This window comes from Limnospira indica PCC 8005, from assembly GCF_000973065.1.
GTDB lineage: Bacteria > Cyanobacteriota > Cyanobacteriia > Cyanobacteriales > Microcoleaceae > Limnospira > Limnospira fusiformis.
Window position 1 is genome coordinate 2,320,926 of record NZ_FO818640.1, and the last position, 24,548, is coordinate 2,345,473.

Consider the following 24,548-nt stretch of genomic DNA (forward strand, 5'->3'; position numbering starts at 1 on the left):
GATTTGGGAAGCACAAATATCTACATTTATGGCAGAATAGTTATAGCACCCTGTTTGAAGATTATGTATCAATGTTATCAACTGAGACTATTCTAGCCGATCGCTTTCAACTCCGGGAATCCCTAAACAGTAACCCAGTCCGCCAAACCTGGTTAGGGCGAGATCTCCAAAGGCGCGATCGCGTGGTAATTAAACTATTAGCCATGGGAAATGGTATGCAATGGGATGATGTGAAACTCCTAGAAAGGGAAGCAGAAGTTCTCCAACGACTCGACCATCCTCGTCTAGTGCGTTACCGGGATTATTTCTCGGTTGATGACCAGAATTTATGGTTTGGTTTAGTCACAGAATATTTACCCGGTGTATCCCTGAAGCAAAAACTAGAATCTGGATACACTTTTAGTCGTCCAGAAGTTTTGTGGATCGCGACAGAAGTTTTAGAAATTCTCAGTTATTTACATCAATTTGCGCCGCCAATTTTGCACCGAGACATTAAACCAAGTAACTTAATTTGGGGTGAAGATAACCGCATATATTTAATTGATTTTGGTTCGGTACAGATTCAATTTCCCACCCCTGGCGCGACTTTTACGGTGGTGGGAACTTTAGGTTATACACCCATTGAACAATTTGGCGGTCAGTCAACGACGGCTTCTGACCTTTATGCGTTAGGGATGACGTTAGTACATTTATTAACAGGTTGTCCTCCGGCTGATTTTCCCCAAGAAAGTTTTAGGGTAAAATTTCGCGATCGCATTCCCCCCAAAACAGATATCCGTTTAATCACCTGGTTAGAATGTCTGACAGAACCCCTACCAGAAAACCGTTTTCCTAGTGCTGATGACGCATTATTAGAGTTACAAAAACTCAATTTTCGGGCATTAATTGCACCCGCCACAGAGTCAAATATCAACTTATCCCAAACTGATGATAAATTGACAATTCAAATTCCCTGTCGGTTTTCCCTGCAATTTATTCGCCCTATGCGCCACACAGCCAAATGGTTAGTAGCCACGACTAAGGAAAAGTTAAATAATCTGAATATTCTAGTTAAGTCGGGGGTATTTGTATCGATAATCATCACTTTAATAATCTTGGAAAAGCTACCGATACCCACCGGAAAAATCGCCCTATTTTTATTAGAGGTGATCGCGGCACTGCCATTAATTGGGTTAATTTTAGCTATGCCGGTCAGTCTGATATTTCTAGTAGCTATCCTGACATCTGGGGAAAAATATTTCGAGAGAATTAGCCTCAACTTTGATAGTAGCACCTATGAAATATGCTGGCATTCCTCGGCTTTCACTCGCCGCCAGAGGGGGAAACTTTCTTATATCCAAGAAATTAATCCTTTATGTCTACAGGATAGCGAAGGCAATTTTCACCACAGCTTAGAAATTGTGACTCAAGAACCGTTATTTTTTGTATTTTCTCGCCGTCGCACCTACCGTATCGGACAGCAACTACAGGAAGCAGAAGTTAAGCATATTCAACAGGAAATCAGCCATTGGATAGGCAATCAAAATCATGGATAATTGAGGGAGGCAAATAAATAGTGCGTCAGACTGATGTTTGAGTCGGACGCACCGTAGGAAATTCAGGGGATTAAACGGAAGTTTCGGTCATAGCGGGACATCCCACACCAGTGCCACCTAAACCACAATAACCATTGGGATTTTTGCCTAGGTATTGCTGATGATAGGCTTCAGCATAATAGAATTCCTGGGCGGGAGCAATTTCTGTGGTAATCTCACCGTAACTCGCGGCGGAGAGTGCTTGTTGATAGCGATCGCGAGAAGCCAAAGCTAGGCGTTGTTGTTCGTCTGAATAGGTATAAATAGCGGATCGATATTGAGTTCCGGTATCATTACCCTGGCGCATTCCCTGGGTGGGGTTATGGCTTTCCCAGAAGAGTTTGAGTAAATCAGTATAACTGATAACTTTGGGGTCAAATACCACCAATACCACTTCTGTATGACCAGTCATACCGCTGCAAACCTCTTCATAGGTGGGATTTTTGGTATATCCTCCCGCATAGCCTACAGCGGTGCTAAACACGCCCTGCTGTTGCCAGAATTTCCGTTCAGCGCCCCAAAAGCAGCCCAAACCAAAAACGGCTTGTTCCATGCCTTCGGGAAAAGGGGGTTTAAGGGGGTTCCCATTGATATAGTGGCGATCAGGAACTGACATGACTCGATCGCGTCCAGGAAGGGCTTCTTCTGGCTTAGGGAGAGATTTTTTCTTGCCGAATCCGAATAGTACCATGATATTTTGTGGATTTTGTCTTAACGTTACTTTACATTTTAGTGTTATTGGTCAGCAAGGGTAAGGGCGAGTTGATAAATTTGGCGACGGGACAGTGATAAATTTTCGGCTAACTGGCGACTGGCTTGCGATCGCGACAGTCCCTGCTGTAGTAACTGTTGTAATTGCGCGAGGATATCTTCCTCTGACAGGGTGGGGGTTGTGGGTGTAACTGGTGCGATCGCAATAGTTAATTCTCCTCGGACTTCCCTGTTTTGGTAATATTCCGCCGCCCCCCTCAGGCTACCGCGCCAAAATTCCTCATGGAGTTTGGTTAATTCCCGCGCGATCACCACACCATGATCGTCGCCCAAAATATCGATTAAATCACTCAAAGTCTGTCGCAGTCGGTGGGGAGACTCATATAAAATCATCGTCCGACACTGGGAACGCAAGGCTTCTAGGCGTTTTTGGCGGTCTTTACCTTTGGCGGGTAAAAAGCCTTCAAACACAAAGCGATCGGTTGGTAGTCCCGACCCACTCAGTGCGGTTAAACAGGCGCTAACACCAGGAATGGGAACTACAGGAACACCAGCTTCGATACAGGCTTGTACCAACTCGGTACCGGGGTCAGAAATTCCCGGCATTCCCGCATCAGTTACTATAGCGATCGCACTTCCACCATTAAGGCGATCGATTAATTCAGGAAGCCGACGGCTTTGGTTATGTTGATGGTAGCTAATTTGGGGCGTTTCAATCTGAAAGTGATGTAGTAATTTCCCCGTGTGGCGGGTATCTTCCGCCGCAATGAGATCCACTGATTTTAAAGTCTGCAAAGCCCGAAATGTTATATCATCTAGGTTCCCTATGGGAGTACCAACAATATATAGGGTTCCCATTTGTAGATGTGTCATTGAACGTTATCGTTATTTGGGGAGTCCGTTAGAGATATTTGGCGGGCAGGTCAAACAGGCCCAGATTACCACTTACTCTCCTTGGCTGAAACTATTGTACTGTGATTGTCTCCATTGTGCTAGAGTTGGTCATATTTTAGTTAACTCTTCTACAGGAGCCAAATCACATGACCTCAATCGAAACCCCTACAACTCTAATTGTTGCTGCATATAATGACAAAAATCAAGCCAAGGAAGTTCTGAAAGTCCTTAAAGATATGCAGCGCGCTGGCATTATTTTGATTGTTAATGCGGCGGTCATGGTCAAGAATGAAAAAGGCAAAGTTTCCATTAGTGAAACCGGAGACACTGGCCCGCGTGGGGGTGCAATTATGGGGGGTATCACCGCTGGATTAATTGCTTTATTTAATCCCATTGGTGCTTTAGGCGTAATTGCTATGACTGCTGGCGGTGCGGGTGTTGGGGCTTTAGTTACCCACTTTATTGATTTGGGTTTCCCCCAAGAAGACCTCAAGGATTTATCGGAGTCTTTAACCCCTGGTAGTTCTGCTTTAATTGCTTTGGTAGAACAAACTTGGGTAGAAAAGGTATGTGAGGAATTGGCGAAATTTGAGGGAAAACTTTATCGCCGTGCTATTAAAGAAGATATTGCGGCTCAGTTAACAGAAACAGCTAAAACTGTTGAGGTGGAACCGGAAACCGAGTCGGAGTCAAATCAGTAAATTATCCATCTCACTCACCAGAGACTTGAGAAGTTACCTAAAAGTTAACAGTAAATATGGTAAATGTTAAGTGGATATATTTACTGTTAGCCAAAATTGTGCTATAATCAATGGCAGGGTGTGACTGGATAGGTTAAACTAACTTTAAAATTATCAGATAAATGTGAGGTTCTATGGCTCAGTATATCCTCGCGCTATTGATTTCGTTAGGCATTGGATTTGGGGTAAATTCCTCAATTAGAATTATCAGTGATGGAGACGAAGCATTAGTGGCTCGGTTAGGGAAATATAACCGAACTCTGAAGCCTGGCTTACAGTTTGTGATCCCGGTGATTGAAAAAATAGTACACTATGATACTTTGCGGGAGAGGCTGTTAGATATTCCCAAACAAGAGGCAATTACTAAAGATAATGTTCCCCTAACCATTGATGCTTTAGTGTTTTGGAAAATCCAAGATATGCGAAAATCCTTCTATGACATTCAGGGAGTAGAAGATGCGATCGCTAATTTAGTAACTACCACTTTGCGGGCGGAAGTGGGATTAAGAAATATGGAGGATATGTTTTCCTCTATTAATGAAATTAATACCGCACTGCTGCATAGCCTAGCCGAAAAAACGGTAAATTGGGGAGTGCAAGTAGTACGGGTTGATTTACAAAGCATTGAACCTCCGGCTAAGGTGAAATTAGCCATGGAGGCTCAAAGGGCTGCCGAGAGTCAAAAAAAGGCTGATATCAGTATAGCAGAAGGTAAAGCCGCATCAATTAAAGTGTTAGCAGAAGTGCTGAAGCTAGATCCAAACAGTCGAGAATTTTTACAGTTTTTAATTGCTAAACAGTTCGTAGACGCTAATCAACAAATTAGCATGAGTGAGAATGCCAAAGTAATATTTATGGACCCGTCCCAATTAACGGAAGCCCTCACCGGACTAATAGACCAGGATATGTCAAGAGTTGAGTCCCAGGCGGCTATGAGATCAAAACTATTCTCTAAGGGAAATAGTCAGCCGAAAGAATAGTAATCATGAAGCCGGGAAATTAGGCGTTAATTTTCTGCCAAGTGTCCTGCAAATATTGGCACCACTGGGCGGCGAGGGAAAGTTGCGTAAAGGGAACACGGATCGGGTCAGGTTCATCTTGCAGGATAAATTCTAACTCGACGGATTTTCCTTTTTGGGGGAGTTGATCGAGGCTGACAGATTTATGATCCACCAATAGCCATATTGACTGAACATCCCGGAGAGAAAAAGTTTGTAAGTTAACGGGACCCTGGCGAGTGGGTTTACCCCAGGTCAGTTGGTCGCCACTGTGACCTAAGACCGCATAGATATCATATTTGGCTTGATCAAATTTTTCGGCCCACGGCTTATAGGCTTCTAACTTCTGATATTCATTCCACCCAGACCAGGCGAGTCCAATAAACACAGCCAGCAGGGGAAGCCACAGTAATCCTCGTTCCATAATTTATCTGATTTGAGCGTTTAATACGAATTTAGAATCTTCGAGATACAATAGAGTCACCAATTTGATGATTTGTCTGGTCGGTAACTGACCGTTGGACGAATTAGCCGTTAACTATGGCAAAAACCCATGAAAAGATTTCTACTACTTTGCCTATTCCTGCTTGGGTTGGGCTGGGCGGTGTCTAACTTCACTGGCTTGGCTACCCAAGGCACATTCGATTCGATTGTACTAGATTTTCGGGAAGATTTGACTCAAACGGAAATAGCCGATCGCATTAGAACGATCGCCGATCAGTATCAAGTAGTTCCTCAGTTAAACAGTAAATTCTCAAAGGACGATAACATTTATGTGGTTCGTGGCGATCGCGATCTACTCAGATCCCTAAGAAGGTCTTTCCGCCAAGACACAGAAGCGATCGAACCTAACTTTATTTACAGCATTGACACTCAACCCATGAATGTGGGGGCGATTATTTGGGGTGACTCCAACAACTTTCCCAACGACCCCCTCTACGGTAAACAGTGGAATTTACGCAGCATCAATGTAGAGGAAGCCTGGAAAGAAACCCAAGGAGAAGGGGTGACCGTCGCGGTCATTGATACCGGAGTCAGTCGGGTTCCCGATTTAAAAGATACCGAATTTGTCCCCGGTTATGACTTTGTGAATAACCGCCGGGAAGCCTCCGATGATAACGGACATGGAACCCATGTAGCCGGAACTATTGCCCAATCCACCAACAATGGCTATGGGGTGGCAGGTATTGCCCACCGCGCCAAAATCATGCCCTTAAAAGTCCTCTCAGCCGGTGGTGGTGGCACAATTTCCGACATTGCAGAGGCGATTAGATTTGCGGCTGACAATGGCGCTGATGTCATTAACATGAGTCTCGGTGGTGGCGGCGAAACTCAATTGATGAAAGATGCGATCGACTACGCCTATAACAAGGGTGTAGTAATTATTGCAGCCGCTGGTAACTCTGGAGAAAATGCCGCAGCTTATCCCGCCCGTTATCCCAGAGTGGTCGCAGTTTCTGCCCTCGACTCTACCGGAAACAAAACCCCCTACTCTAATTTTGGCGCAGGTGTGGATATTTCTGCCCCCGGCGGCTTGACCCAAGGCGGCAATGAAGATGGAGGCATTCTCCAGGAAACCATTAACCCCGACACAGGCGGCTCAACCTTTGCCGCTTTTCAGGGGACCAGTATGGCTTCCCCCCATGTGGCTGGAGTGGCGGCTTTAATTCGCGCCACCGGGGTTGATAGCCCTGATGAAATTGTAGCCATTCTCAAAGAGTCCTCCCGTCAAGTGGCGGAAGACCCCTTTAATCATTTTGGCGCTGGTCATTTGGACGCTGCTAGTGCTGTACAAGTGGCGCTGCGGGGACAAATTTCCTTCCGTGACTTTTTCCGCTGGCTGCGGGAAAGTGGTTATCTGAGTCCGCGTTTCTGGATTGATGGCGGTGCGGTGGCTTTATTGCCCAAAATTGCCATGGTTTTGGGGTCCTATTTATTGGCTTGGTTCCTCCGCAATTATTTCCCCTTCCGCTGGGGTTGGTCTATGGCTGGCGGTTTGATAGCCGGAAGCAGTGGTCTATTTTTATTGCGGGGTCTGTATATCTTTGATTTGCCTCAATGGCCGATGCGGGTTATGGGTAGTTCTTTACCTGAACTTGGCGGCGCAATTCAGGGTAGCAGTATCTTGAATCCTGTGTTTGCTAGTGTATTGATTCCGGCGGTTTTGGTGGTACTATTCCTCGGTCATCCAGAATGGAAGTGGCTGGCGATCGGTACTACTATTGGCGTGGCTAGTTTTTTGGTGATCAGTGCCTTTATTTCCCCAGCCGTTTGGGGTCTGGGAAGTGGTGCGATCGCCCGTGGTTTCTTGGTGATTAACGCCCTATTATGTATCGGTTTGGCGAGTTTAGCCTTGAAGTCGGAAACGACGATCGCTTAACTATTAGCACCTTGACTTCTATTTCCCCTCTGCTATGTCGGTGGAGGGGAATTATTCGGAATCTATCAAGTTTTTGACATCATTGGAGGGTGACTCAATATGACTATCACTGTTGAAGGTGTTGTGGAAAAAAAAGGTTTTGGGACGGGGACTTGGGCGCTGGTTAGTGCTGAACAAACCTATGAGTTGAAGGATGCACCCCCGGAGTTACAGCAGTCGGGGAAAAAGGCGATCGTTCAGGGGATTATTCGCGAAGATGTGATGACTCTGGCGATGATTGGTCCGGTTTTACAGGTGGAGTCTTTTCAGACGCTATCTTAGGGTTAATTTAGGAGAGATGACTAGACAATGAAGCGACTGTTAACGTTAATATTACTGTTTGTATTGGGCGTGATTTTGCCTTGGGGTTGTGCGGCTACCAGTCCTGATGGGTCTCTGACTGGGACAGGTTCACAGAATGTTCTCAATATCTATAACTGGTCAAGTTATATTGACCCACAGGCGATCGCTCAATTTGAACGAGAATATAACGTTAAAATTAACTATGATACCTACGAGAGTGGGGAAAGTATGTATGCCAAACTACAAGCCGGCAATCCGGGTTATGATGTGGTATTTTCCCCCGATTATATGGTAAAAATTATGGTTAATCAGGGAATGTTACAACCTCTCGATTTGGCGAGGATTCCTAATATTATCCATCTCGACCCGCAGTTTGCTAACCCTCCCTATGACCCCGGAAATCAATATAGTATTCCCTATCAGTGGGTGACTTTGGGAATAGGTTATAACATTGATAGAGTCGGGGAAAATATTAACAGTTGGTCTCAATTATTTGACCCTAATTTTGCCTCCAGGGTTTCCCTATTAGATGATATGCGACACACCATGGGGGCGGTATTAATTTATTTGGGTTATGATCCTAATACTACTAACCAAAATGAAATTTTTGCCGCTAGGGATTTCTTAATTCAAAATAGTTCTCATATCACCGCCTTTGTTCCTGATACTGGTCAAAATCTCCTTAATCAAGGTGAAGTTGATATGACTATGGAATACAGCGGCGATATCTTTCAAGTAATGCAAGAAAATCCTAGGTTGCGTTATGCAATTCCTCAAGAAGGCACAATTATTGGTATGGATAATATGGTCATTCCTACAGGCGCACCTAACCCGGATCTGGCTTTGAAATTCATTAATTTTATCATGGAACCAGAAATTAGTGCCAAAATCTCCAATTTTATTAACTATGGTTCCCCTAATAAAACGGCGATCGCTGAAAAGTTGATTAAACCAGAAAATTTGGCAAATCCTGGTATTTATCCCCCCCCCGAAGTTTTTGCGAAACTCAGATATTTGGAAGATGTCGGAGAAGCTACCATCTTTTATGATCAAGCCTGGACAGAGGTTAAGTTGGGTGTAGGGTCTTAATTTAGCTACTATGAATCATGCGGTTGAACTCGTCAATGTTTCTAAGACCTTTCGGGGGAGTAAGCATCGAGATTTTTTAGCAGTCAATGACTTAAATTTACAGATTCGAGATGGGGAGTTTTTCTCCCTCCTCGGACCTTCTGGCTGTGGGAAAACTACCACATTAAGAATGATTGCTGGGTTTGAATTACCTACCACCGGAGAAGTTTATATTCACGGTCAAGCTATGGGTAAGCGACCTCCCTTTCACCGTCCGGTTAATACTGTATTCCAACATTATGCTTTGTTTCCTCATTTGACTGTCGCCCAAAATATCGCCTTTGGACTGGAGATGGAAAATTTACCCTCTGCGGAAATTAGCGATCGCCTCTCTCAGGTGTTGGAGTTAGTCAAATTAACCGAAATGCGCGATCGCTATCCTCGTCAGCTATCCGGGGGACAGCAGCAGCGCGTCGCCTTAGCTAGGTCTCTAGTTAAACAGCCAGAGGTTTTATTATTTGACGAACCTTTAGGCGCTTTAGACATGAAATTGCGGAAACAAATGCAACTGGAACTTAAACAAATGCAGCAACGTATCGGAATTACTTTTATTTATGTTACCCACGACCAAGAAGAAGCCCTAACTATGTCCGATCGCATTGCTATTATGAACCAGGGAGAGGTTCAACAGGTCGGAACTCCTATCGAAATTTACGAGTATCCAAAAACTAGATTTGTCGCTGATTTTATTGGGGAGAGTAACTTCCTCACCGGACGGGTTATACAAATTAATAATGAACAGCAAACCGTGTTAGTTGATGAATCTCTACCTATTCAAATTGCCGCCGAACATAGTCTTTCTGTTGGACAAATTGTAACATTAGTAATTAGACCCGAAAAAATTACTCTATATCCAGCCAAGTCTGTTCATATTCCCAGTTGGTCTGGACTCTTGGAAGAAAGGGTTTATATTGGTACTGATACCCGCTACAAAGTTAAACTATCCCCCAACTGTTATGTTATGGTCAGAGTCCAAAATTGGCATCGAGATGACCTCCAAAGATACCAGCCAGGTCAACAGGTTGAAGTGTTTGTATCTCCTGAAAGTATTGGGGTTCTGGAATCTTAGTTATTTGCACCTCCTCTTGAGGAAAATAACCCCAGTATCGGCGCAAGAATTATACCAAAAATAAACCCTCCCGCATGAGCCCAATAAGCTACCCCCCCGACTTCTTCTCCCGTAGCTGTATCTATATTAGCAGTAGAAGTCCCGGCAATAAATTGGAATGCAAACCATAAAATTAGGAAGAAATAAGCCGGAAGCCTCATGGGAATAAACGGGAAAAATGGGAATATTACTAATAATTTTGCCCGGGGAAAGCGAATTAAATAGGCTCCTAAAACTCCGGCGATCGCTCCACTTGCTCCCAACAATGGTATGATAGAATCAGGGGAGGAAAACCCTTGAATCAACGCCGCTGCTATTCCGCATAGTATATAGAAAATCAAAAACTTGAAATGACCTAAACAATCTTCAATATTATTGCCAAAAATACTCAGAAACAACATATTTCCCACAATATGACCAATACCACCGTGCATAAATTGCGAGGTAATTAGAGTCAACCAAGCTGGAAAAGTAAATGTCGCTGCTGGTATATCAGATGGACAACTTTGGGCGAGTTGACAGGGTATAAATGCACCAGTATAGATAATTTTTTCTACTTGTTCAGGCTCGGAAAAAATCACCAGAAATTGTAGTGCAAAAACTATCAGATTGATAATAATTAACACCTTGGTTACCCAAGGGTTAATCTGAGTTGGGTTATCATCATGAATGGGAATCAGGGGAGAGTACCTCTTAATTGATATACATTACATCTGCGATTATACCATTTTTGATATATGACCCGGACTCTATCCCCAGGGGTATAATTAACCCATAATGGACATATCACCACTTAGCCTCCCCTAACCCTTATCTGGTAGGAGTTACAGCTAAGTTGGTATCTGATGCGATCGGCACAATTTCAGTGGGAAAGATGCAAGTTTTGGCAAAAATGCAACCGATCGCATTTTTTTTTGACAATTTGGGGAGCAAAAACTATCCTAGTGTAGTCAATAGACTTGGGATTCTACAATTTGTAGAATGGAATATACTATGGCTGTCGGTCAAAGCGATCGGCGGCTTTTCTCAAGTTAGAGGGTAAAGAGGATTTGAGTAAGTCATGATACTATTATACGAACAGCACTGGAGCATGAAAACCTTGTCTCAAGAGAGCAAGGATGAAAGGCGACACGGGTACTTTAGTGCCCGTCAGCCCAAGACCTGATCAACTCTCGAACAACATCGCTGTTTGACTTGACACGCTTACTAGATAAATGCTACACAGATTGAGCGTGGCTCAAGGTAACCAACCACTTAAAAAACCTTGTTGCCTCAAGGCGTACACTGAACCTTGACAATTGAATCTATGCGGTTCTGCTGCATTGTTCTAGCTTCCTCCTTCGAGCAGGTAAAAGATTCACAGGAACTAGAGAAATCAGTTTTTGAGGTATATTTGCTTCAATCTAAACAGGATTGGCAGAAATGCAACTACGGTAGGGCATACCGAAAGTAACGCTTGGGGAGAGTCCCACCTCTGGGCTAGACGACGCAAGGAATCTAGTTTAAGTGGTCTCGGTGAGCCAAGAATCCCCGTCTCTTCAGAGCGGGGAGTGTCAAAACTCGGTAATTTCACAGTTGCCCCAAAATTTATATAAGATTTCTCAGGTGTACTATGAACCTCAGCCCTAGACTTCGGGGATGGCAACTAGGGGCGATCGCTTTTTTATTAATAGGCGCAACTCTAGTTTTTTATGGCTATGAACTAGGATCAGCTAATCTCCGTAATCAACTACCAGCCATAGCTTTTCTGGTAGATACTCATCTTTACCCTCGCGATTTTTATGTACAGGAAATGGTGGAATTTAACCCCCGTTTTTTTTATTACCATTTAATAGCTTTCCCGGCTAAGTTAGGATTGAGTATTGCCGGAATTATCTGGGTTTATTATATCATAGCATTTACCAGTTTTATGCTGGCTTTATATGCGATCGGCAAAATTTTCCTATCCGACTCTATATCCCCAAGTATTCTGGTATTTTTAGGCTTAACCGCCGCCAATGGAACTATTGGTTTTACCAATTTATTTCGCCAAGAACCCATCCCCGCCGTCTTAGCTATGGGTTTAGCCATTTGGGGGATTTACTATAGTTTTCGCAGTCGTTGGATTATCGGATATAGCCTATTTGGTTTAGCCATTTTACTGCAATTTTTAATAGGTTTTATTCCTGGAATATTATTTATTCCGATTATGGCTATAAAAAAAATTAATGATAATAAATCCAGTAAATCGATAATCATCGGATTAATAATTTGGCTAATTTTTGCCGCCTGTGTATATGTTCCTATGAAGTTATTATCAGAAACTGACAGCCAGATAATTACCCCGGAAAAATTCATTCATTTATACGCTTATATTCGCCATCCCCATCATCTAATTTATTCCCAGTTTGGTTTAAGGGGTTGGTTAAATTTTATCGGTTTCGTGATTTCTGGGTTAATTATGATGCGGACTTCATCCATATTAAAAGCCGAGCAAAAAACCAATTTACAAATCCTCTTAATTTTCGGTTTAGCATTATTATCTATGGGTTATATTTTTGTAGAAGTGATTCCCGTGGCGACCTTCGCTAAACTACAATTAGCGCGCACCAGTCCTTTTATACAACTACTAGGATTAATAGCGATCGCTCTTTGGGTGAAACAAGCATATCGAACCGGAAATATCCCCCTAGGCTGTTTATTAATTAGCATATCTGTAATTAAAAATAGTGGGATTGTCTTATTAATTGTAGCCATCACCCTAGGAATATCATTAAATTATAGTTCACAACTCAAAAAAACCTGGATAATTGCTGTATTAACAGGATTAATTTTAGGAATATCAATTATGCTATGTTCCTATTTTGGGGTGATCATAGCCCTGATGTATTTAGGTTTTTTAATTAGACAAAATCACCCAGCTATTAAATCTCCATGGATTAACTATATTTCAGTGCTTTTTCTCATATTAACTTTAGTGTTAAATTATCACTATCACCTATTTTTAGGATTCACCCTAGCTTACCCAATTATTGCCTGTAAAAGTAGACTACCAAAACCCCTAAAAATTTCGATATTATCACTATTAATAATTACCGGAATATGGTCGATACCACATCGGCTAAAAATCACCGCCACACCCCACCAACCAGTCGAAATTTTAGCCCAGCGTTTTCAACAGCAAAGTTCCCCAAATGCCCTAGTTTTAGTTCCCCCTTCCGATGAAAAATTCCGTTTCTACTCTCAACGTTCGGTCCTCTGGTCTTTTAAAAGTTTTCCGTTTACAGATAGGGGTATAATAGAATGGGAAAAACGGATGCAAAGCATCACAGGAATCGTCCATCAATCACCCAGCGTTTTAGATGAACAATATCGCCAAAAATCAGCATCAGAATTGATAGCAGTAGCCCGAAGTTTTGACGCTGATTATATTCTGACCCGCCGAGACTGGCATCCTCAGCTAGAAGGAAAAATGATAGACCAAGCCGAAAACTGGGTAATTTGGCAAATACCTAGGTAGCGTAATATTGATAATACATAAACTCCGGTTTTAAGATATCATACATTTGATAACTATTTTGCCCAAATATTTATGAGTAAGACTTCTGGTGTCATCCCCCCGTTAAAAAAAGGCGATCGCATCTCCCCAAAGTGGATAATTGCCACCGTCCTATTTTTTCTAACCATTCTAACTAGACTCCCATTTCATACCCAATTCCCCCAGGGAGACGAGGGGCATTTTGCCATGGCAGTGTTAGAGTTTGATGTTAGCAAAACACAGCCGCAAATGCCAGGAATGTTTATCATTTTTATCTGGATGGCGCGATTTTTTCACCTATTTTTAGATGACCCTACCTTGAGTCTGGTAGCCGTTAATATCGTCGCCTCTGGGGTGACAGTAGCCGCCCTTTATCTATTAGCAAAAAGCTGGTATAATCATCAAGTAGGTTTATCTGTAGCCCTCCTAACTCTCACCAGTCCCCTGTTTTGGTATCACAGTGTAACTGCCTTTTCCCATACCCTATAATTTAGCTGGGTGGTGCTAATTATTGCCGCCGCTTATTTAACCAGTTTCGCAAATAGACCCGCCCTATTTACCCTAACTATATTGATGGGATTAGCCGGAGGTATTCGCCCTAGTACCCCATTTTTTATGTTGCCCCTAGCCCTGACTTCCCTATTTTTAGGATGGCGTTTTGGGTCTCCCAATTCGGGATATAGGTTCAAATTAACCGATGTATTTATAGCTGTAAGTTTGGGATTGGCAGCCGTGGCTGTTGGGTTTATTCCCTTAATTGCAAGTAGCGGCGGCTGGGATAATTATTGGCAATTAGTACAGGAATGGCTCCCCCTACATACAGAACGCAGAGACGCTGATTCTTTGGTGAAAATCTTTGACAATTTAATGGTTTTTATGAAAGAATATTTCCGCCTAATAGGTGTAGCCATTATTCCGATGTTGTGGATTTTGGTATGCGATCGCCAAGCTATTGCACACCTAATTCGGCGCGATCGACGCATTCAAACCCTGTCTTTATCTTGTGTTCCCGGAATGCTTTATTTTCTATTTGTACATCTGCGCCGCAAGTCTCAAACTTTTACAATTATGCCAGGAATTATGATGATGGCAGGTCTAACAATTGTATGGTTAGGAGACCGTTGGGAAAAACAAAAACCCGATTTGTTTATAACTATATCCGCCACTATACCCAAGCCTTTTCAGAAATCTGTCGTCTTCTCAGGTTGGGGGATAGTAACAGCGGCGATCGTCTGTGTAAATGGTTTATTTTTCCTCTTCGGTTCAGCGGGAATGCCTACCGCCCAGGATGTACGGGTGTTTAACCGCGATATAGGCGAGAGGATCGAGTTTGTGCGCGATCGCTTTTCCCCCGAAACCACCGTGGTTTTGACTCGCCATTACTATTATCGCCTGGTAGACCTATATTTATCTGACTACCAACAACAGGGTTTATCTCGCGATTTGGGACCAGAGGCGATCGTTCTCCCCCCCATGTAGAGACCTTGGTTTTGTTGGATAACCGCATTTTCCCAGACCCTACACAAACACCCGGTTTCCAAGCTCTGGAAATGCCTAGCGGAAACCCAATCCGCTATATAACCTGGTCTGAGGACTCCCAGTTACAACTGGGCGACCAGGGCGCTATACTCATCTATAAATCTAATTTCTAATTCACAGAAAAGCCGATAGATCGGCGCGGGTGGGTTGCCCAAATTAACTCAAGGGGCTCTACCCGTCTTTTCGCATCATCACCTTACCCTTGTAGCCTTGTAGGTTCGGTTTTCTTAATATTCCAGCTTACCTCGTATCTTGAGAAAGTAACACGAAACCCCCTCAAAAGAAAACTGCTATACTAGAAAACAGCTTCAGAGATTAGCCCGACTCATCTAGTCGGAGAAAATAACTATGATTCAACAAGTTTCCCCAACCGTAATTTATCCAGACAGTGACGGACAGCCGATGGCAGAAAATACCCAGCAATTCCAGTGGATTGTGGTAATTAAAGAAAACTTAGAAATTTTGTTCGCCAATCGGCCTGATGTGTTCGTGGCGGGAGATTTACTCTGGTATCCGGTGGAAGGAGATAATAAAACCCGTCAAGCCCCCGATGCCATGGTAGCCATAGGCAGGCCGAAAGGTCATCGAGGTTCCTATCGGCAGTGGGAGGAAGATAATATAGCGCCCCAGGTGGTGTTTGAAATTCTCTCACCGGGGAATCGTTTGGCGGAGATGAACCGGAAATTTAAGTTTTATGAGCGTTATGGGGTGGAAGAATATTATATATATGACCCGGAGCGTTTGGATTTGGCGGGATGGCGGCGTGGTGAGAGTGAGTTAAAAATGATTGAGGAAATGTCTGGTTGGGTGAGTCCTCGCCTCCAGATTCGCTTTGAATTTCCGCCCACGGGTTTAGAGTTATATTATCCCGATGGTCGTCGTTTTTTGACTTCTGTAGAGTTACACCAACAAGCGGAAGCGGCACAGCGAAAAGCCCAAGAGTCAGAAGAACGGGCGCGGCGGGCGGAAGAAGAATTAGCCGAGGAAAAATTGCGATCGCAACGTCTCGCCGAACAGCTAAAACGCTTAGGCATTGACCCTGATTCACAGGTATAAACTATAAGCCTGGTAGGGTGCGTCAGAGCGAATACATCAGGTCAATAATCATCTTCTCGACTGACGCACCATCACTGACGCACTGCACATTTCTAATCTAAAGAAAAGCCGATAGATGGGCGCGGGTACGTTGTCCCCAAAACCGATAATTATTCATCATCATCTGATGCCAACTCCGACTGTTGCTGAGACTCTTCTAGGGCGATAATTTCTCGTAATAACTGTTCCTCTTCTTCCTCGAAATCTTCCTCTGAAATATCGCCCATATCATAGGCTAATTGAAGAGCCAAAAGACGCTTATTTAAATTTTCTTTATCGTCTAGTTCAGCATCAGCGCGTTCTAAGATTTGTTCACCTATCCATACAATACCATCCAGGGGAGCGGTCAGAGGGGCGAGTAATAATCGTAAAACCATAGATTTATCCTCTCATTAATCAAGTTGTGTGAAATTATAGGGGGCTGTAAAATTATTATAGCGAATCCTCAGCCGTTTGGGAAAGTAATTGTCGATTTCCTCCACCTTCTGACTAAACTTTTCTTCACTATTCCAAGGAATTAAATAGGCGGCGTTATAAATCATTAAATCCGTCATCGATTCATTTTCTACATAATCTAAAGCCAGGGGAATTAAGCCATCTTGAAAAGCGGTGATAATCTCATTTTCGCGGTCTAAAATGTTTGACTCTATCTCCCGACCAATAGCAATCACTTCATCCATACTGAGGGGTTGACCTTCCAGGCGATCGCGTCTTTCTCTCAGGTCTTGATTTTCCTCCATTAAAGCATTAAGTTCAGCGGTTTCATTCCAAAAAACCTTCACCCCCACCTCGCGATTACCCTCCAACTTAACGAACAGTTCTTTCAGTCTTTCATGATAAGGATTAACTAACTGTTTAGCTACCGCATCCCAATCAGAAACAATCAAGCCAAATTGCAAAGGTAGTATCGTCCTATATCCCTCCTGCATCATGGCTTCTAACACCTTTTCATGACCTAGCAAATTCCTGCGGCTGGCCAAATACCGTTCCTGTTGCGCCTCGGAATACAGAAAAATAAACCCATCAATTTCATGAGTATAAACTGGCTGATTATCTAAGCCTTGCAAATGCCAAGACTTCAGCTTAGTTTTCGGTAAAATTCCGTATAAATACAGACTGTAACTCATATTAGTCACTCATCAAAAAGTAATTATCAGCAGTCTAGCACCTATCACTAGCCCCCCACAACCCAAAACTTGCCCATGGGATAAATTTGGGTAATCCCTAGGCTATAATAGAGGCTTTGATGTTAGCACCAATCTCAGCTTGGCATGAATCAGGTTAATTTGGGCTAAACCCAGATCAACACTTCCCTCTACTACTATACCCGTATTCAGAAGGCGATCGAGAAGTTCCAAGATCGAGGGATTTCCCAAGGACACCCCTGGGTAATAGCCACCGGACTTAGGGAGAAGGGAACCCAACTCCGACAGTTCGATATTCAAGTCTGCTGGGTCGATATCAAAAATTTCGCAGAGGTCCAACACCTGCGCCTCCAATTTACGCAGACTTTCGGCCGCGCGGTCAAGTTCTTCATCTGTTAGGGTATCAGCTTCCATGCGCCGGATAACTTGCGCTTCCATCAGCTGGCGGATTAATTCAACCACGGTAAGGAGTAGGGGGGCTAAACCTGCATCCTTACCAGATGATTTGGGAACCAAGGCTGTTTCTTCTGGACTTGACACTTGTGATTCTCATTAAGGTTCGGCTTGCTGTCAATCCTAGCAGATAGGAGATACTATCCGCAATACATAGCTAGGCCAATTATGCCCAAATTGATCTGATGTTCACAGTCTCAGTGCCACCAGATCATAATTTGACCACTAACTACTATGGTATTATGGTGATCGTGCGTCATATTTAGGTTGAAATATTTTCATAAGTGGCTGTATAAGTGACTTAGCAATTTATACGCCCTAAATATATATTGGTGTTTTCCAAATCGTAACCATGACAATTTACACTCCAGACTGGGTAAAACATTCGGTATTTTATCAAATTTTTCCTGACCGTTTTGCCCAAAACCAATTACCTCGACCCTCAGTTATTAGTCATCCTAAGTGGGAAGATTGGCACAAACCACCCACTTTGCAGGGGTATAAAGGCGGTAACTTGTGGGGGGTAATTGAACACCTCGACTATCTGCAAGATTTGGGGATTAATGCGATTTATTTTACCCCCATATTTCAATCAGCCAGTAACCATCGCTACCATACCCATGACTATTATCAAGTTGACCCGATTTTAGGCGGTAATCCAGCCCTGCGAGAATTGATAGATGCTGCCCATAGTCGCCATATTAAAATCGTCCTAGATGGGGTTTTTAACCATGCTAGTCGAGGCTTTTTCTTCTTTAATGATATCCTAGAAAATGGCCCTCACTCTCCTTGGTTAGACTGGTTTAAGGTGGAAAACTGGCCTCTGTCTGCCTATGATGGTAGTCAACCCGCCAATTATGTCGGTTGGATGAATAACCGGGCTTTACCGGAATTTAATCATGAGCATCCCGATGTGCGTGAATATATTATGGCGATCGCCGAATATTGGATTAACTTTGGTATAGACGGCTGGCGTTTAGACGTTCCTTTTGAAATAGAAACACCCGGATTTTGGCAAGAATTTCGCAGTCGTGTCAAAGCCGGTAACCCGGAAGCCTATATCGTCGGAGAAGTGTGGACAGATGCCCGTCAGTGGCTCGATGGCAGCCAATTTGATGGCGTAATGAACTATCTATTTACCGGACCTACCATCGCCTTTACAGCCCAATCCAGAGTCCGTAGAGAATTAGTAGAAGCGCCTTCTTATTATCCCTATCCTCCCCTTTCCGCCGCCGAATATAGCAGTAAAATCCAGGAACTTCTTGCTCTCTATCCTTGGGAGATTCAACTCACCCAACTTAACCTACTTAATAGCCACGATGTCGCCCGTTTAATTACCATAGTTCAGGAAGATCAAGCCAGCGTTAAACTCGCTACCTTACTATTATTAACCTTCCCGGGCGCTCCCAGTATATATTATGGTGATGAAGTCGGTTTACCAGGAGAATTTGACCCCGATTGTCGTCGTGGTTTCCCGCCCCAAGAACAATGGGATTTAGACTTACTAGAATACCACAAAAATCTCATCACCCTCCGCCATAAATACCCGGCTCTCAGAATCGGGACTTATCAAGTTCTCTTCGCCCAAGATCTAGTTTATAGCTTTGCCAGAATTTTAACCACCAATTCCCCGGAAGGTCAGGAAGAATTAATCATCACAGTTAATAGTAGCTTAGAATCTGCTACAATTAATATACCAGTTCCCCAACTCACCACTAAACCTGAAAGAGTTGTCTATGGAAATTGTACCGCCCGCTGGCTTAATTTAGAGGGAGAGAATCATCTGGAACTGATATTACCCCCTCGCAGTGGTTGTATTCTAGCCAACCGTTAAAACTCTGCCTGATCAGCCTATTATTGCCATGAGTAAACATCAAAACTCCATCCTCACTGAAATCAAAGACCTCACCAATTCCCTATATCCCCGTTTAGTAGAAATTCGTCGTCACATTCATGCACACCCAGAACTTAGCGGTCAAGAATATCAAACCTCTGCATATATAGCGGGGGTATTATCTTCCTGTGGGTTGCACATTCAAGAAGCGGTAGGAAAAACCGGAGTAGTAGGGGAATTAAAAGGAACTGGTAACCATCATCAATGGTTAGCAATTCGTACTGATATGGATGCCCTCCCTATTCAAGAATTAACTAACCTAGAATATGCCTCTCGTCATCCCGGCGTAATGCACGCTTGTGGGCATGATGTACATACTACGGTAGGATTAGGTACAGCGATGGTTTTATCACGCCTACAGGACTCGCTACCGGGGGCTGTGCGATTCTTATTTCAACCGGCTGAAGAAATCGCTAGGGGTTCCACTTGGATGGTAGAAGATGGGGTAATGAATGACGTTATATCTATCTTTGGATTGCACGTTTTTCCGACTATTACGGCGGGGTGTATTGGCATTAGAGTAGGGGCATTAACAGCGGCGGCGGATGATTTGGAATTGACTATTTTGGGAGAGTCTGGACATGGTGCGCGTCCCCATGAAGCCATTGATGCAATTTGGATCGCCGCCCAAGTAATTACGACTCTACAACAGGCAATTAGTCGCACTCATAACCCCCTTAGACCAGTGGTATTAACTATTGGTCAAATTACTGGCGGACGTGCTTCTAATGTGATTGCGGATCAGGTAAAATTATTGGGAACAGTGCGATCGCTTCATCAATCAACCTATGAAACTTTACCCGCATGGATAGAGAATATAGTAGCTAATGTTTGTCAAACCTATGGGGCTAAGTATCAAATGAACTATCGCCGGGGTGTTCCCAGTGTGCAGAATGATCCAGCCTTAACTCAATTAATCGAAGCCTCAGTTAGGGAAGCCTGGGGAAATGAAAGTGTAGAAATTCTCCCGGAACCTTCTCTGGGTGCGGAAGATTTTTCGGTGTATTTAAATTATGCACCGGGCGCAATGTTTCGCCTAGGAATAGGACAACCAGACCAACCCAATTATCCCCTACATCACCCTAAGTTTCAGGTAGATGAATCAGCAATTAAAACCGGAGTAGTTACCCTAGCTTATTCAGCTTATCAGTTTTGGCAAAAGCGTTGTCAATAACACCATAGCCACCAATTTACCTATGGTCTATTTTGATTATTCATCTTGGGGTGATGGATGTTCTAGGGTCTGTTTCGCCTGTTTAATTTGATCAAAGAGGGTCGCGCGCGATCGCACAGATTTCTCCATAATTAAGCGATCGATGCCATACTTAGCCTTGAGTTGATCTCGAACCTCCTTAGATACAGGTTCAGGGGGCGCTTGAAAATCTGCGGCTGTATACACCGGAAGCCGCGACCCCAAAACTTCAATAGGCATATCAGGAAGTCTAACCAAAAAATATTCTCGTCGCCTGCGAATAGTTTGGGCGCGGTTTTCCATTTCGGTCAGAATAGCCATCACCTGAGACAAATCATGAGATACCATCGCCATTTGTACCTCAACATCTCCCAGGGGAATTTTTAAGGCCTGCGCCCTTTCTAACACATCTGGCGGCAAATGTTCCAAACTAGGGGGGTTAATCGCCGCCTCTATATGGGCTAGAGTATTCCTAATCTTCTCCTCAACTTCCCTAACCTGTAGAATTTTAGCCTGTTCGGGAGGAACATGATCAACCATATTCTTTAGTTCAGTGGCGGCAGCTTCTAATTGAGCGATCGCCTGTTGAATATAGCTATAATCCATATATCAGTCTCCATCATCAAGTTCTTGGGTAGACTGCCACCCAGGTTCCCACAGATTACGATCTTTAAGCTGTTTAGCATTCAACCAAAATCTAACTGTCGGGTCACAGGAAGCCACCAACTCCGCAAAAACCAACTGACCCTGATTTTTACGGTTAACCACCTGAAAATGTCGCCATCCCCAAGTTTTTTGGGTAGCCGTCCATTTAGAACCCACCAGATAGGGAAATTTTGTCTTTTTTGGCATTACCAGTCCATATTCTTAATTCCTGATTCTGCCATAAATTTTCACCAGACAACAGCCCACCCACACAGAACATGATTCAACCGTGACCTATCATCCAAGGGCGATCGCACCTACTTTGTTTATATCGGGGAGATGATGGTTGGCGATCGCTTTTCACCAATTTGGGTTCTTTACTTTCTCCCCGTCGCAAACTTAACCCCCTCGAATTCAAATTAATATTGGGCGGCGAAAAGATTTTTTCACTCTGATTTTGGCATTGAGGACAGGCAACCGGAGTTCCCACCTCCGCCAAAGTCTGCCATGTTTCAAACTCTCCGCAATTAGCACAACGAAATTCATACAGTGGCATTTTCTTTATTCTCCTTATCTAACTGCCCCCAGTTCCCAATGACTAGGGGCGATAATTACACTACTAAGTTGGCAAAATATTGCGATCAAAAATCTCCGTTGGTATTGCCACGGTACAACAAGCATTCGGAATATCCACAATACCACTAATTCGACCTTCTACCGGGGCTGAACTCAATAGCAAATAAGCCTGTTCTCCCGTAAATCCAAACTTTTGCAAATATGCGATCGCATTCAAACAAGCCCGACGATAGGAAACATGAGCATCCAAATAATACTGTTTCCCAGTAAACTCATCAACCGAAATTCCCTCAAATACCAAATACTCCGAATAGCGAGGTTCCACCGGACCAGGTTTAAAAATCGGATTCACCATTGCATACTTTTCCACCCCTCCTTTAATCAGATCAACATGGAGGTCGATATATCCCGACATTTCAATAGCGCCACAAAACGAAATTTCCCCATCTCCCTGGGAAAAATGAATATCTCCCATAGACAATTTCGCCCCCTCTACATACACCGGAAAATAAATCCGCGACCCCCGCGACAAATTCTTAATATCGCAGTTTCCGCCATGTTCCCGAGGTGGAACCGTCCGCGCTGCTTCCGCCGCCACCCGCTCAAATTCCGACCCAGTTAATGTTCCCAAAACCGCATTTTCTGGGTTGGGTAAAGCCGCCAGAGGTGGAATTTCTGGTTTCCAAACCGGACCCCCTGTTTCTACTAATTCCCTTTCCCGTTTATTCCACTGCATCAACAGTTCATAGGAAGGCGCACAGCCAATTAATCCAGGGTGAGTAATACCCGCAAAACGTACTCCCGGAATATGGCGAGAACTCGTATAAATTCCCTGTAAATCCCAAATAGCTTTAGCTGCATTCGGAAAATGATCAGTTAGAAAACCACCCCCATTTTCCCGCGCAAAAATTCCCGTAAAGCCCCATTCATCTCCCTGTAATGCACCAATATCCAGAATATCTACAACTAAAATATCTCCTGGTTGGGCACCGTTTACATAAATCGGCCCACTGAGAACGTGAACCACACTTAGATCTACATCTCGAACGTCGTCGGGACTATCATTATTTTTGATTTGTCCGTCTGTCCAGTCCTTGCATTCAATCCGAAAAATGTCTCCCGGATTAACAGAAACCACCGCCGGAATGTCTGGATGCCAGCGATTATGTCCCGGCATTTCTTGTTCCGACATTGGTTTAGTTAGATCAACTTTAAATAGTGTTTGCGGCATTTTTTTCCTGATTACCCTTCATCATGATGGTTTTTTAATCAACAAAACTTAATGATTCAATTCTTTTTGAATCTTAGTCTCTCGATGTTAAGACATCTTCACCTATTTCCTAGATAACAAAATGTAATTTTAGATACAAAATATCAATTTATCTGGATATTTTTAATAATGATAATCATTCTCTAAAATCTCAGAACCAGCTATCTCAAACCTGCCCAAAGTTAGAGTTTCCTAAATCATGACAATATTGGGGTATAAAAAACTCAAAAGTTTACCGATTTTTTATTTACAAATTCCCCAACTTGACCTATATTTATAGCATGGGAATATGTGGCGGAATATATATGGCTTTTGGCTGCCTACTGTTTAAGTTAAACCCCGGCGAGTCATTACCCATAAAATCGGGAATTGCAGTTAGCGACATTCCCACAACTGTCCTCAGCAAAAAAAGGGGAATTCATCAATTCCCCCCATATATTTCCCAAGTCATAATTTACATTCAAGATGATTATCGAGCAAAAACCCCCACCCCGTAATAGCAGGTTGAAGCATTACAGTTAGCCATTGTTACCTCAACCTTAAATCGACCACTCCATTTGGGGTCAACTTCTACCATGGGGTAGTCATCAAGGGCGGTATCAGAGTCAATCAGATTGTTATTTTCATCATAAAGCGATAAGTCTATATCTCGACAATCTTCATCACAAACGCCGACCAGAATGTAAGATGAACCCGAATTTAAGTTTAGGTAGAAATAATCCTTTTGGTTATGACCAATATCACCCAAATATGGTTCATGACTAAGCTGATAACTCCCCGAAATTCCCAAAGCCACTCCCGCTTGCATCAATTGTTGACGCACTTGTTGAACGAAGCGGTTATCTGAAGCCGCACCAGGTAGCCCTAGGGTAATTGCCATAGCAATACTGATGGCTAAAGTGCTGTAACTTGCCACATTACGTGATGGTTTGAATCTTAGTTTCATATAGGCTCGACTAAGTATATGAGGTGGATTAACTCGATTATATCCTCTCCCTCTTATTGGCAAGTAAAGGGGGTTACTTTTTAATGAAAATTTAATCATTTTGGCTATGGTCAAGTCATGGGAAAATATATGCTGTCCCAGGGTGCGGCTCTCAATTATTGACACAGTGATAAAATGCGATCGCCTTTGACGGTAGACCCTCCACCAGTCAGTTAGGGGAACCAAACAAATCCCCAAAATCCCCCCATTTTTCCTTGACAAATCTCCGAACTTGACCTATACTTAGAGAATGGGAATCCGTGCCGACATATATATCACTTTTCTGGGACCTTTCCATGTCAAAGTCGGAGCAGTTAGCGAACCACCCCGACACCATTAATTAATCAGCCAGCCAGTCTACT

26 protein-coding genes are annotated in these 24,548 nt (G+C 43.4%); 14 read left to right on the plus strand and 12 right to left on the minus strand.

Features of this window, described 5'->3' with window-relative positions:
• Positions 1-71 precede the first annotated feature (71 nt).
• Positions 72-1,535, plus strand: coding sequence for a serine/threonine protein kinase (locus tag XZ46_RS10165; RefSeq protein ID WP_008050270.1), 1,464 nt, complete (start codon positions 72-74; stop codon positions 1,533-1,535).
• Between the two features lie 70 nt (positions 1,536-1,605).
• Here XZ46_RS10165 and msrA read toward each other — a convergent pair whose 3' ends face one another.
• Together msrA and rsmI are read right to left on the minus strand one after the other, a co-directional pair.
• Positions 1,606-2,265, minus strand: a complete 660-nt coding sequence (gene msrA, locus XZ46_RS10170; protein ID WP_006626128.1) for a peptide-methionine (S)-S-oxide reductase MsrA — start codon at positions 2,263-2,265, stop codon at positions 1,606-1,608.
• Between the two features lie 44 nt (positions 2,266-2,309).
• Entirely contained in the window at positions 2,310-3,158 is an 849-nt protein-coding gene (gene rsmI, locus XZ46_RS10175; protein WP_006669257.1) for a 16S rRNA (cytidine(1402)-2'-O)-methyltransferase, read from the minus strand.
• A 167-nt stretch (positions 3,159-3,325) separates the two neighbouring features.
• Between rsmI and XZ46_RS10180 the strand changes: the two genes are divergently transcribed.
• A complete protein-coding gene (locus tag XZ46_RS10180; protein ID WP_006626126.1) occupies positions 3,326-3,880 on the plus strand; it encodes a DUF1269 domain-containing protein in 555 nt (184 codons plus the stop codon).
• 173 nt (positions 3,881-4,053) lie between these two features.
• Positions 4,054-4,899, plus strand: a complete 846-nt coding sequence (locus tag XZ46_RS10185; protein WP_008050277.1) for an SPFH domain-containing protein — start codon at positions 4,054-4,056, stop codon at positions 4,897-4,899.
• A 19-nt stretch (positions 4,900-4,918) separates the two neighbouring features.
• On the opposite strand, the gene XZ46_RS10190 is transcribed toward XZ46_RS10185, so the two are convergent.
• Positions 4,919-5,341 (minus strand): hypothetical protein, encoded by a 423-nt coding sequence (locus XZ46_RS10190; RefSeq protein WP_008050286.1) that lies wholly within the window; start codon positions 5,339-5,341, stop codon positions 4,919-4,921.
• Positions 5,342-5,470: 129 nt separating this feature from the next.
• Between XZ46_RS10190 and XZ46_RS10195 the strand changes: the two genes are divergently transcribed.
• The 4 genes from XZ46_RS10195 (at position 5,471) to XZ46_RS10210 (ending at position 9,836) form a co-directional block, all read left to right on the plus strand.
• Positions 5,471-7,297 carry a S8 family peptidase gene (locus XZ46_RS10195; protein ID WP_008050288.1) on the plus strand — a complete coding sequence of 609 codons (1,827 nt, stop codon included), beginning with the start codon at positions 5,471-5,473 and terminating at the stop codon, positions 7,295-7,297.
• Between the two features lie 99 nt (positions 7,298-7,396).
• Positions 7,397-7,618 carry a hypothetical protein gene (locus tag XZ46_RS10200; RefSeq protein ID WP_006626122.1) on the plus strand — a complete coding sequence of 74 codons (222 nt, stop codon included), beginning with the start codon at positions 7,397-7,399 and terminating at the stop codon, positions 7,616-7,618.
• Between the two features lie 27 nt (positions 7,619-7,645).
• Entirely contained in the window at positions 7,646-8,728 is a 1,083-nt protein-coding gene (locus XZ46_RS10205) for a polyamine ABC transporter substrate-binding protein (protein ID WP_008050291.1), read from the plus strand.
• 10 nt (positions 8,729-8,738) lie between these two features.
• Positions 8,739-9,836 carry an ABC transporter ATP-binding protein gene (locus XZ46_RS10210; RefSeq protein ID WP_008050292.1) on the plus strand — a complete coding sequence of 366 codons (1,098 nt, stop codon included), beginning with the start codon at positions 8,739-8,741 and terminating at the stop codon, positions 9,834-9,836.
• Here XZ46_RS10210 and XZ46_RS10215 read toward each other — a convergent pair.
• A complete protein-coding gene (locus tag XZ46_RS10215; protein WP_006669253.1) occupies positions 9,833-10,501 on the minus strand; it encodes a rhomboid family intramembrane serine protease in 669 nt (222 codons plus the stop codon). The two genes, XZ46_RS10210 and XZ46_RS10215, sit on opposite strands and share 4 nt — an antisense overlap.
• Before the next feature lie 209 nt (positions 10,502-10,710).
• On the opposite strand from XZ46_RS10215, the gene XZ46_RS34130 reads away from it, so the two are divergent.
• The 5 genes from XZ46_RS34130 (at position 10,711) to XZ46_RS10235 (ending at position 15,987) form a co-directional block, all read left to right on the plus strand.
• Positions 10,711-10,917, plus strand: a complete 207-nt coding sequence (locus XZ46_RS34130) for a hypothetical protein (RefSeq protein WP_006626117.1) — start codon at positions 10,711-10,713, stop codon at positions 10,915-10,917.
• 570 nt (positions 10,918-11,487) lie between these two features.
• Entirely contained in the window at positions 11,488-13,374 is a 1,887-nt protein-coding gene (locus tag XZ46_RS10220) for a DUF6798 domain-containing protein (protein WP_008050293.1), read from the plus strand.
• Between the two features lie 72 nt (positions 13,375-13,446).
• The gene (locus XZ46_RS36490; protein ID WP_008050294.1) at positions 13,447-13,881 is read left to right on the plus strand and encodes a glycosyltransferase family 39 protein; all 435 of its coding nucleotides are present in this window, start codon (positions 13,447-13,449) and stop codon (positions 13,879-13,881) included.
• A 9-nt stretch (positions 13,882-13,890) separates the two neighbouring features.
• Positions 13,891-14,871, plus strand: coding sequence for a hypothetical protein (locus tag XZ46_RS10230; RefSeq protein WP_048895042.1), 981 nt, complete (start codon positions 13,891-13,893; stop codon positions 14,869-14,871).
• Positions 14,872-15,279: 408 nt separating this feature from the next.
• Positions 15,280-15,987 carry a Uma2 family endonuclease gene (locus tag XZ46_RS10235; protein WP_008050297.1) on the plus strand — a complete coding sequence of 236 codons (708 nt, stop codon included), beginning with the start codon at positions 15,280-15,282 and terminating at the stop codon, positions 15,985-15,987.
• Between the two features lie 149 nt (positions 15,988-16,136).
• Here the strand turns inward: XZ46_RS10235 and XZ46_RS10240 are convergent, their stop codons facing one another.
• The 3 genes from XZ46_RS10240 to XZ46_RS10250 form a co-directional block, all read right to left on the minus strand.
• Entirely contained in the window at positions 16,137-16,403 is a 267-nt protein-coding gene (locus XZ46_RS10240) for a gas vesicle protein GvpG (RefSeq protein ID WP_006616263.1), read from the minus strand.
• Positions 16,404-16,418: 15 nt separating this feature from the next.
• Positions 16,419-17,153: a gas vesicle protein GvpF gene (gvpF, locus tag XZ46_RS10245; RefSeq protein ID WP_006626108.1), complete on the minus strand. Its 735-nt coding sequence runs from the start codon at positions 17,151-17,153 to the stop codon at positions 16,419-16,421.
• Positions 17,154-17,255: 102 nt separating this feature from the next.
• Positions 17,256-17,711 carry a gas vesicle protein K gene (locus XZ46_RS10250; RefSeq protein WP_006616265.1) on the minus strand — a complete coding sequence of 152 codons (456 nt, stop codon included), beginning with the start codon at positions 17,709-17,711 and terminating at the stop codon, positions 17,256-17,258.
• 265 nt (positions 17,712-17,976) lie between these two features.
• On the opposite strand from XZ46_RS10250, the gene XZ46_RS10255 reads away from it, so the two are divergent.
• Positions 17,977-19,458, plus strand: a complete 1,482-nt coding sequence (locus XZ46_RS10255; RefSeq protein ID WP_006626107.1) for a glycoside hydrolase family 13 protein — start codon at positions 17,977-17,979, stop codon at positions 19,456-19,458.
• A 28-nt stretch (positions 19,459-19,486) separates the two neighbouring features.
• On the plus strand, positions 19,487-20,692 hold the full coding sequence (locus XZ46_RS10260; RefSeq protein WP_006626106.1) for a M20 family metallopeptidase: 1,206 nt from the start codon (positions 19,487-19,489) through the stop codon (positions 20,690-20,692).
• A gap of 36 nt (positions 20,693-20,728) precedes the next feature.
• Here XZ46_RS10260 and XZ46_RS10265 read toward each other — a convergent pair whose 3' ends face one another.
• From XZ46_RS10265 to XZ46_RS36495, 5 genes are all read right to left on the minus strand, one after another.
• Positions 20,729-21,316, minus strand: a complete 588-nt coding sequence (locus XZ46_RS10265; RefSeq protein WP_006626105.1) for a hypothetical protein — start codon at positions 21,314-21,316, stop codon at positions 20,729-20,731.
• A 3-nt stretch (positions 21,317-21,319) separates the two neighbouring features.
• Positions 21,320-21,562, minus strand: a complete 243-nt coding sequence (locus tag XZ46_RS10270; protein ID WP_006616785.1) for a TIGR02450 family Trp-rich protein — start codon at positions 21,560-21,562, stop codon at positions 21,320-21,322.
• A 76-nt stretch (positions 21,563-21,638) separates the two neighbouring features.
• On the minus strand, positions 21,639-21,911 hold the full coding sequence (locus tag XZ46_RS10275; RefSeq protein WP_006626102.1) for an FmdB family zinc ribbon protein: 273 nt from the start codon (positions 21,909-21,911) through the stop codon (positions 21,639-21,641).
• A gap of 63 nt (positions 21,912-21,974) precedes the next feature.
• Positions 21,975-23,162 carry a formamidase gene (fmdA, locus tag XZ46_RS10280; protein ID WP_006626101.1) on the minus strand — a complete coding sequence of 396 codons (1,188 nt, stop codon included), beginning with the start codon at positions 23,160-23,162 and terminating at the stop codon, positions 21,975-21,977.
• A gap of 508 nt (positions 23,163-23,670) precedes the next feature.
• Positions 23,671-24,408 carry a hypothetical protein gene (locus XZ46_RS36495; protein WP_228116531.1) on the minus strand — a complete coding sequence of 246 codons (738 nt, stop codon included), beginning with the start codon at positions 24,406-24,408 and terminating at the stop codon, positions 23,671-23,673.
• Between the last annotated feature and the right edge of the window lie 140 nt (positions 24,409-24,548).

Excerpts from the sequence above, each read along its gene's own strand:
- XZ46_RS10165 (WP_008050270.1), top strand. The coding sequence starts at position 72 with ATGTTATCAACTGAGACTATTCTAGCCGATCGCTTTCAACTCCGGGAA.
- msrA (WP_006626128.1), bottom strand. The coding sequence starts at position 2,265 with ATGGTACTATTCGGATTCGGCAAGAAAAAATCTCTCCCTAAGCCAGAA.
- rsmI (WP_006669257.1), bottom strand. The coding sequence starts at position 3,158 with ATGACACATCTACAAATGGGAACCCTATATATTGTTGGTACTCCCATA.
- XZ46_RS10180 (WP_006626126.1), top strand. The coding sequence starts at position 3,326 with ATGACCTCAATCGAAACCCCTACAACTCTAATTGTTGCTGCATATAAT.
- XZ46_RS10185 (WP_008050277.1), top strand. The coding sequence starts at position 4,054 with ATGGCTCAGTATATCCTCGCGCTATTGATTTCGTTAGGCATTGGATTT.
- XZ46_RS10190 (WP_008050286.1), bottom strand. The coding sequence starts at position 5,341 with ATGGAACGAGGATTACTGTGGCTTCCCCTGCTGGCTGTGTTTATTGGA.
- XZ46_RS10195 (WP_008050288.1), top strand. The coding sequence starts at position 5,471 with ATGAAAAGATTTCTACTACTTTGCCTATTCCTGCTTGGGTTGGGCTGG.
- XZ46_RS10200 (WP_006626122.1), top strand. The coding sequence starts at position 7,397 with ATGACTATCACTGTTGAAGGTGTTGTGGAAAAAAAAGGTTTTGGGACG.
- XZ46_RS10205 (WP_008050291.1), top strand. The coding sequence starts at position 7,646 with ATGAAGCGACTGTTAACGTTAATATTACTGTTTGTATTGGGCGTGATT.
- XZ46_RS10210 (WP_008050292.1), top strand. The coding sequence starts at position 8,739 with ATGAATCATGCGGTTGAACTCGTCAATGTTTCTAAGACCTTTCGGGGG.
- XZ46_RS10220 (WP_008050293.1), top strand. The coding sequence starts at position 11,488 with ATGAACCTCAGCCCTAGACTTCGGGGATGGCAACTAGGGGCGATCGCT.
- XZ46_RS36490 (WP_008050294.1), top strand. The coding sequence starts at position 13,447 with ATGAGTAAGACTTCTGGTGTCATCCCCCCGTTAAAAAAAGGCGATCGC.
- XZ46_RS10235 (WP_008050297.1), top strand. The coding sequence starts at position 15,280 with ATGATTCAACAAGTTTCCCCAACCGTAATTTATCCAGACAGTGACGGA.
- XZ46_RS10240 (WP_006616263.1), bottom strand. The coding sequence starts at position 16,403 with ATGGTTTTACGATTATTACTCGCCCCTCTGACCGCTCCCCTGGATGGT.
- gvpF (WP_006626108.1), bottom strand. The coding sequence starts at position 17,153 with ATGAGTTACAGTCTGTATTTATACGGAATTTTACCGAAAACTAAGCTG.
- XZ46_RS10255 (WP_006626107.1), top strand. The coding sequence starts at position 17,977 with ATGACAATTTACACTCCAGACTGGGTAAAACATTCGGTATTTTATCAA.
- XZ46_RS10260 (WP_006626106.1), top strand. The coding sequence starts at position 19,487 with ATGAGTAAACATCAAAACTCCATCCTCACTGAAATCAAAGACCTCACC.
- XZ46_RS10265 (WP_006626105.1), bottom strand. The coding sequence starts at position 21,316 with ATGGATTATAGCTATATTCAACAGGCGATCGCTCAATTAGAAGCTGCC.
- XZ46_RS10270 (WP_006616785.1), bottom strand. The coding sequence starts at position 21,562 with ATGCCAAAAAAGACAAAATTTCCCTATCTGGTGGGTTCTAAATGGACG.
- XZ46_RS10275 (WP_006626102.1), bottom strand. The coding sequence starts at position 21,911 with ATGCCACTGTATGAATTTCGTTGTGCTAATTGCGGAGAGTTTGAAACA.
- fmdA (WP_006626101.1), bottom strand. The coding sequence starts at position 23,162 with ATGCCGCAAACACTATTTAAAGTTGATCTAACTAAACCAATGTCGGAA.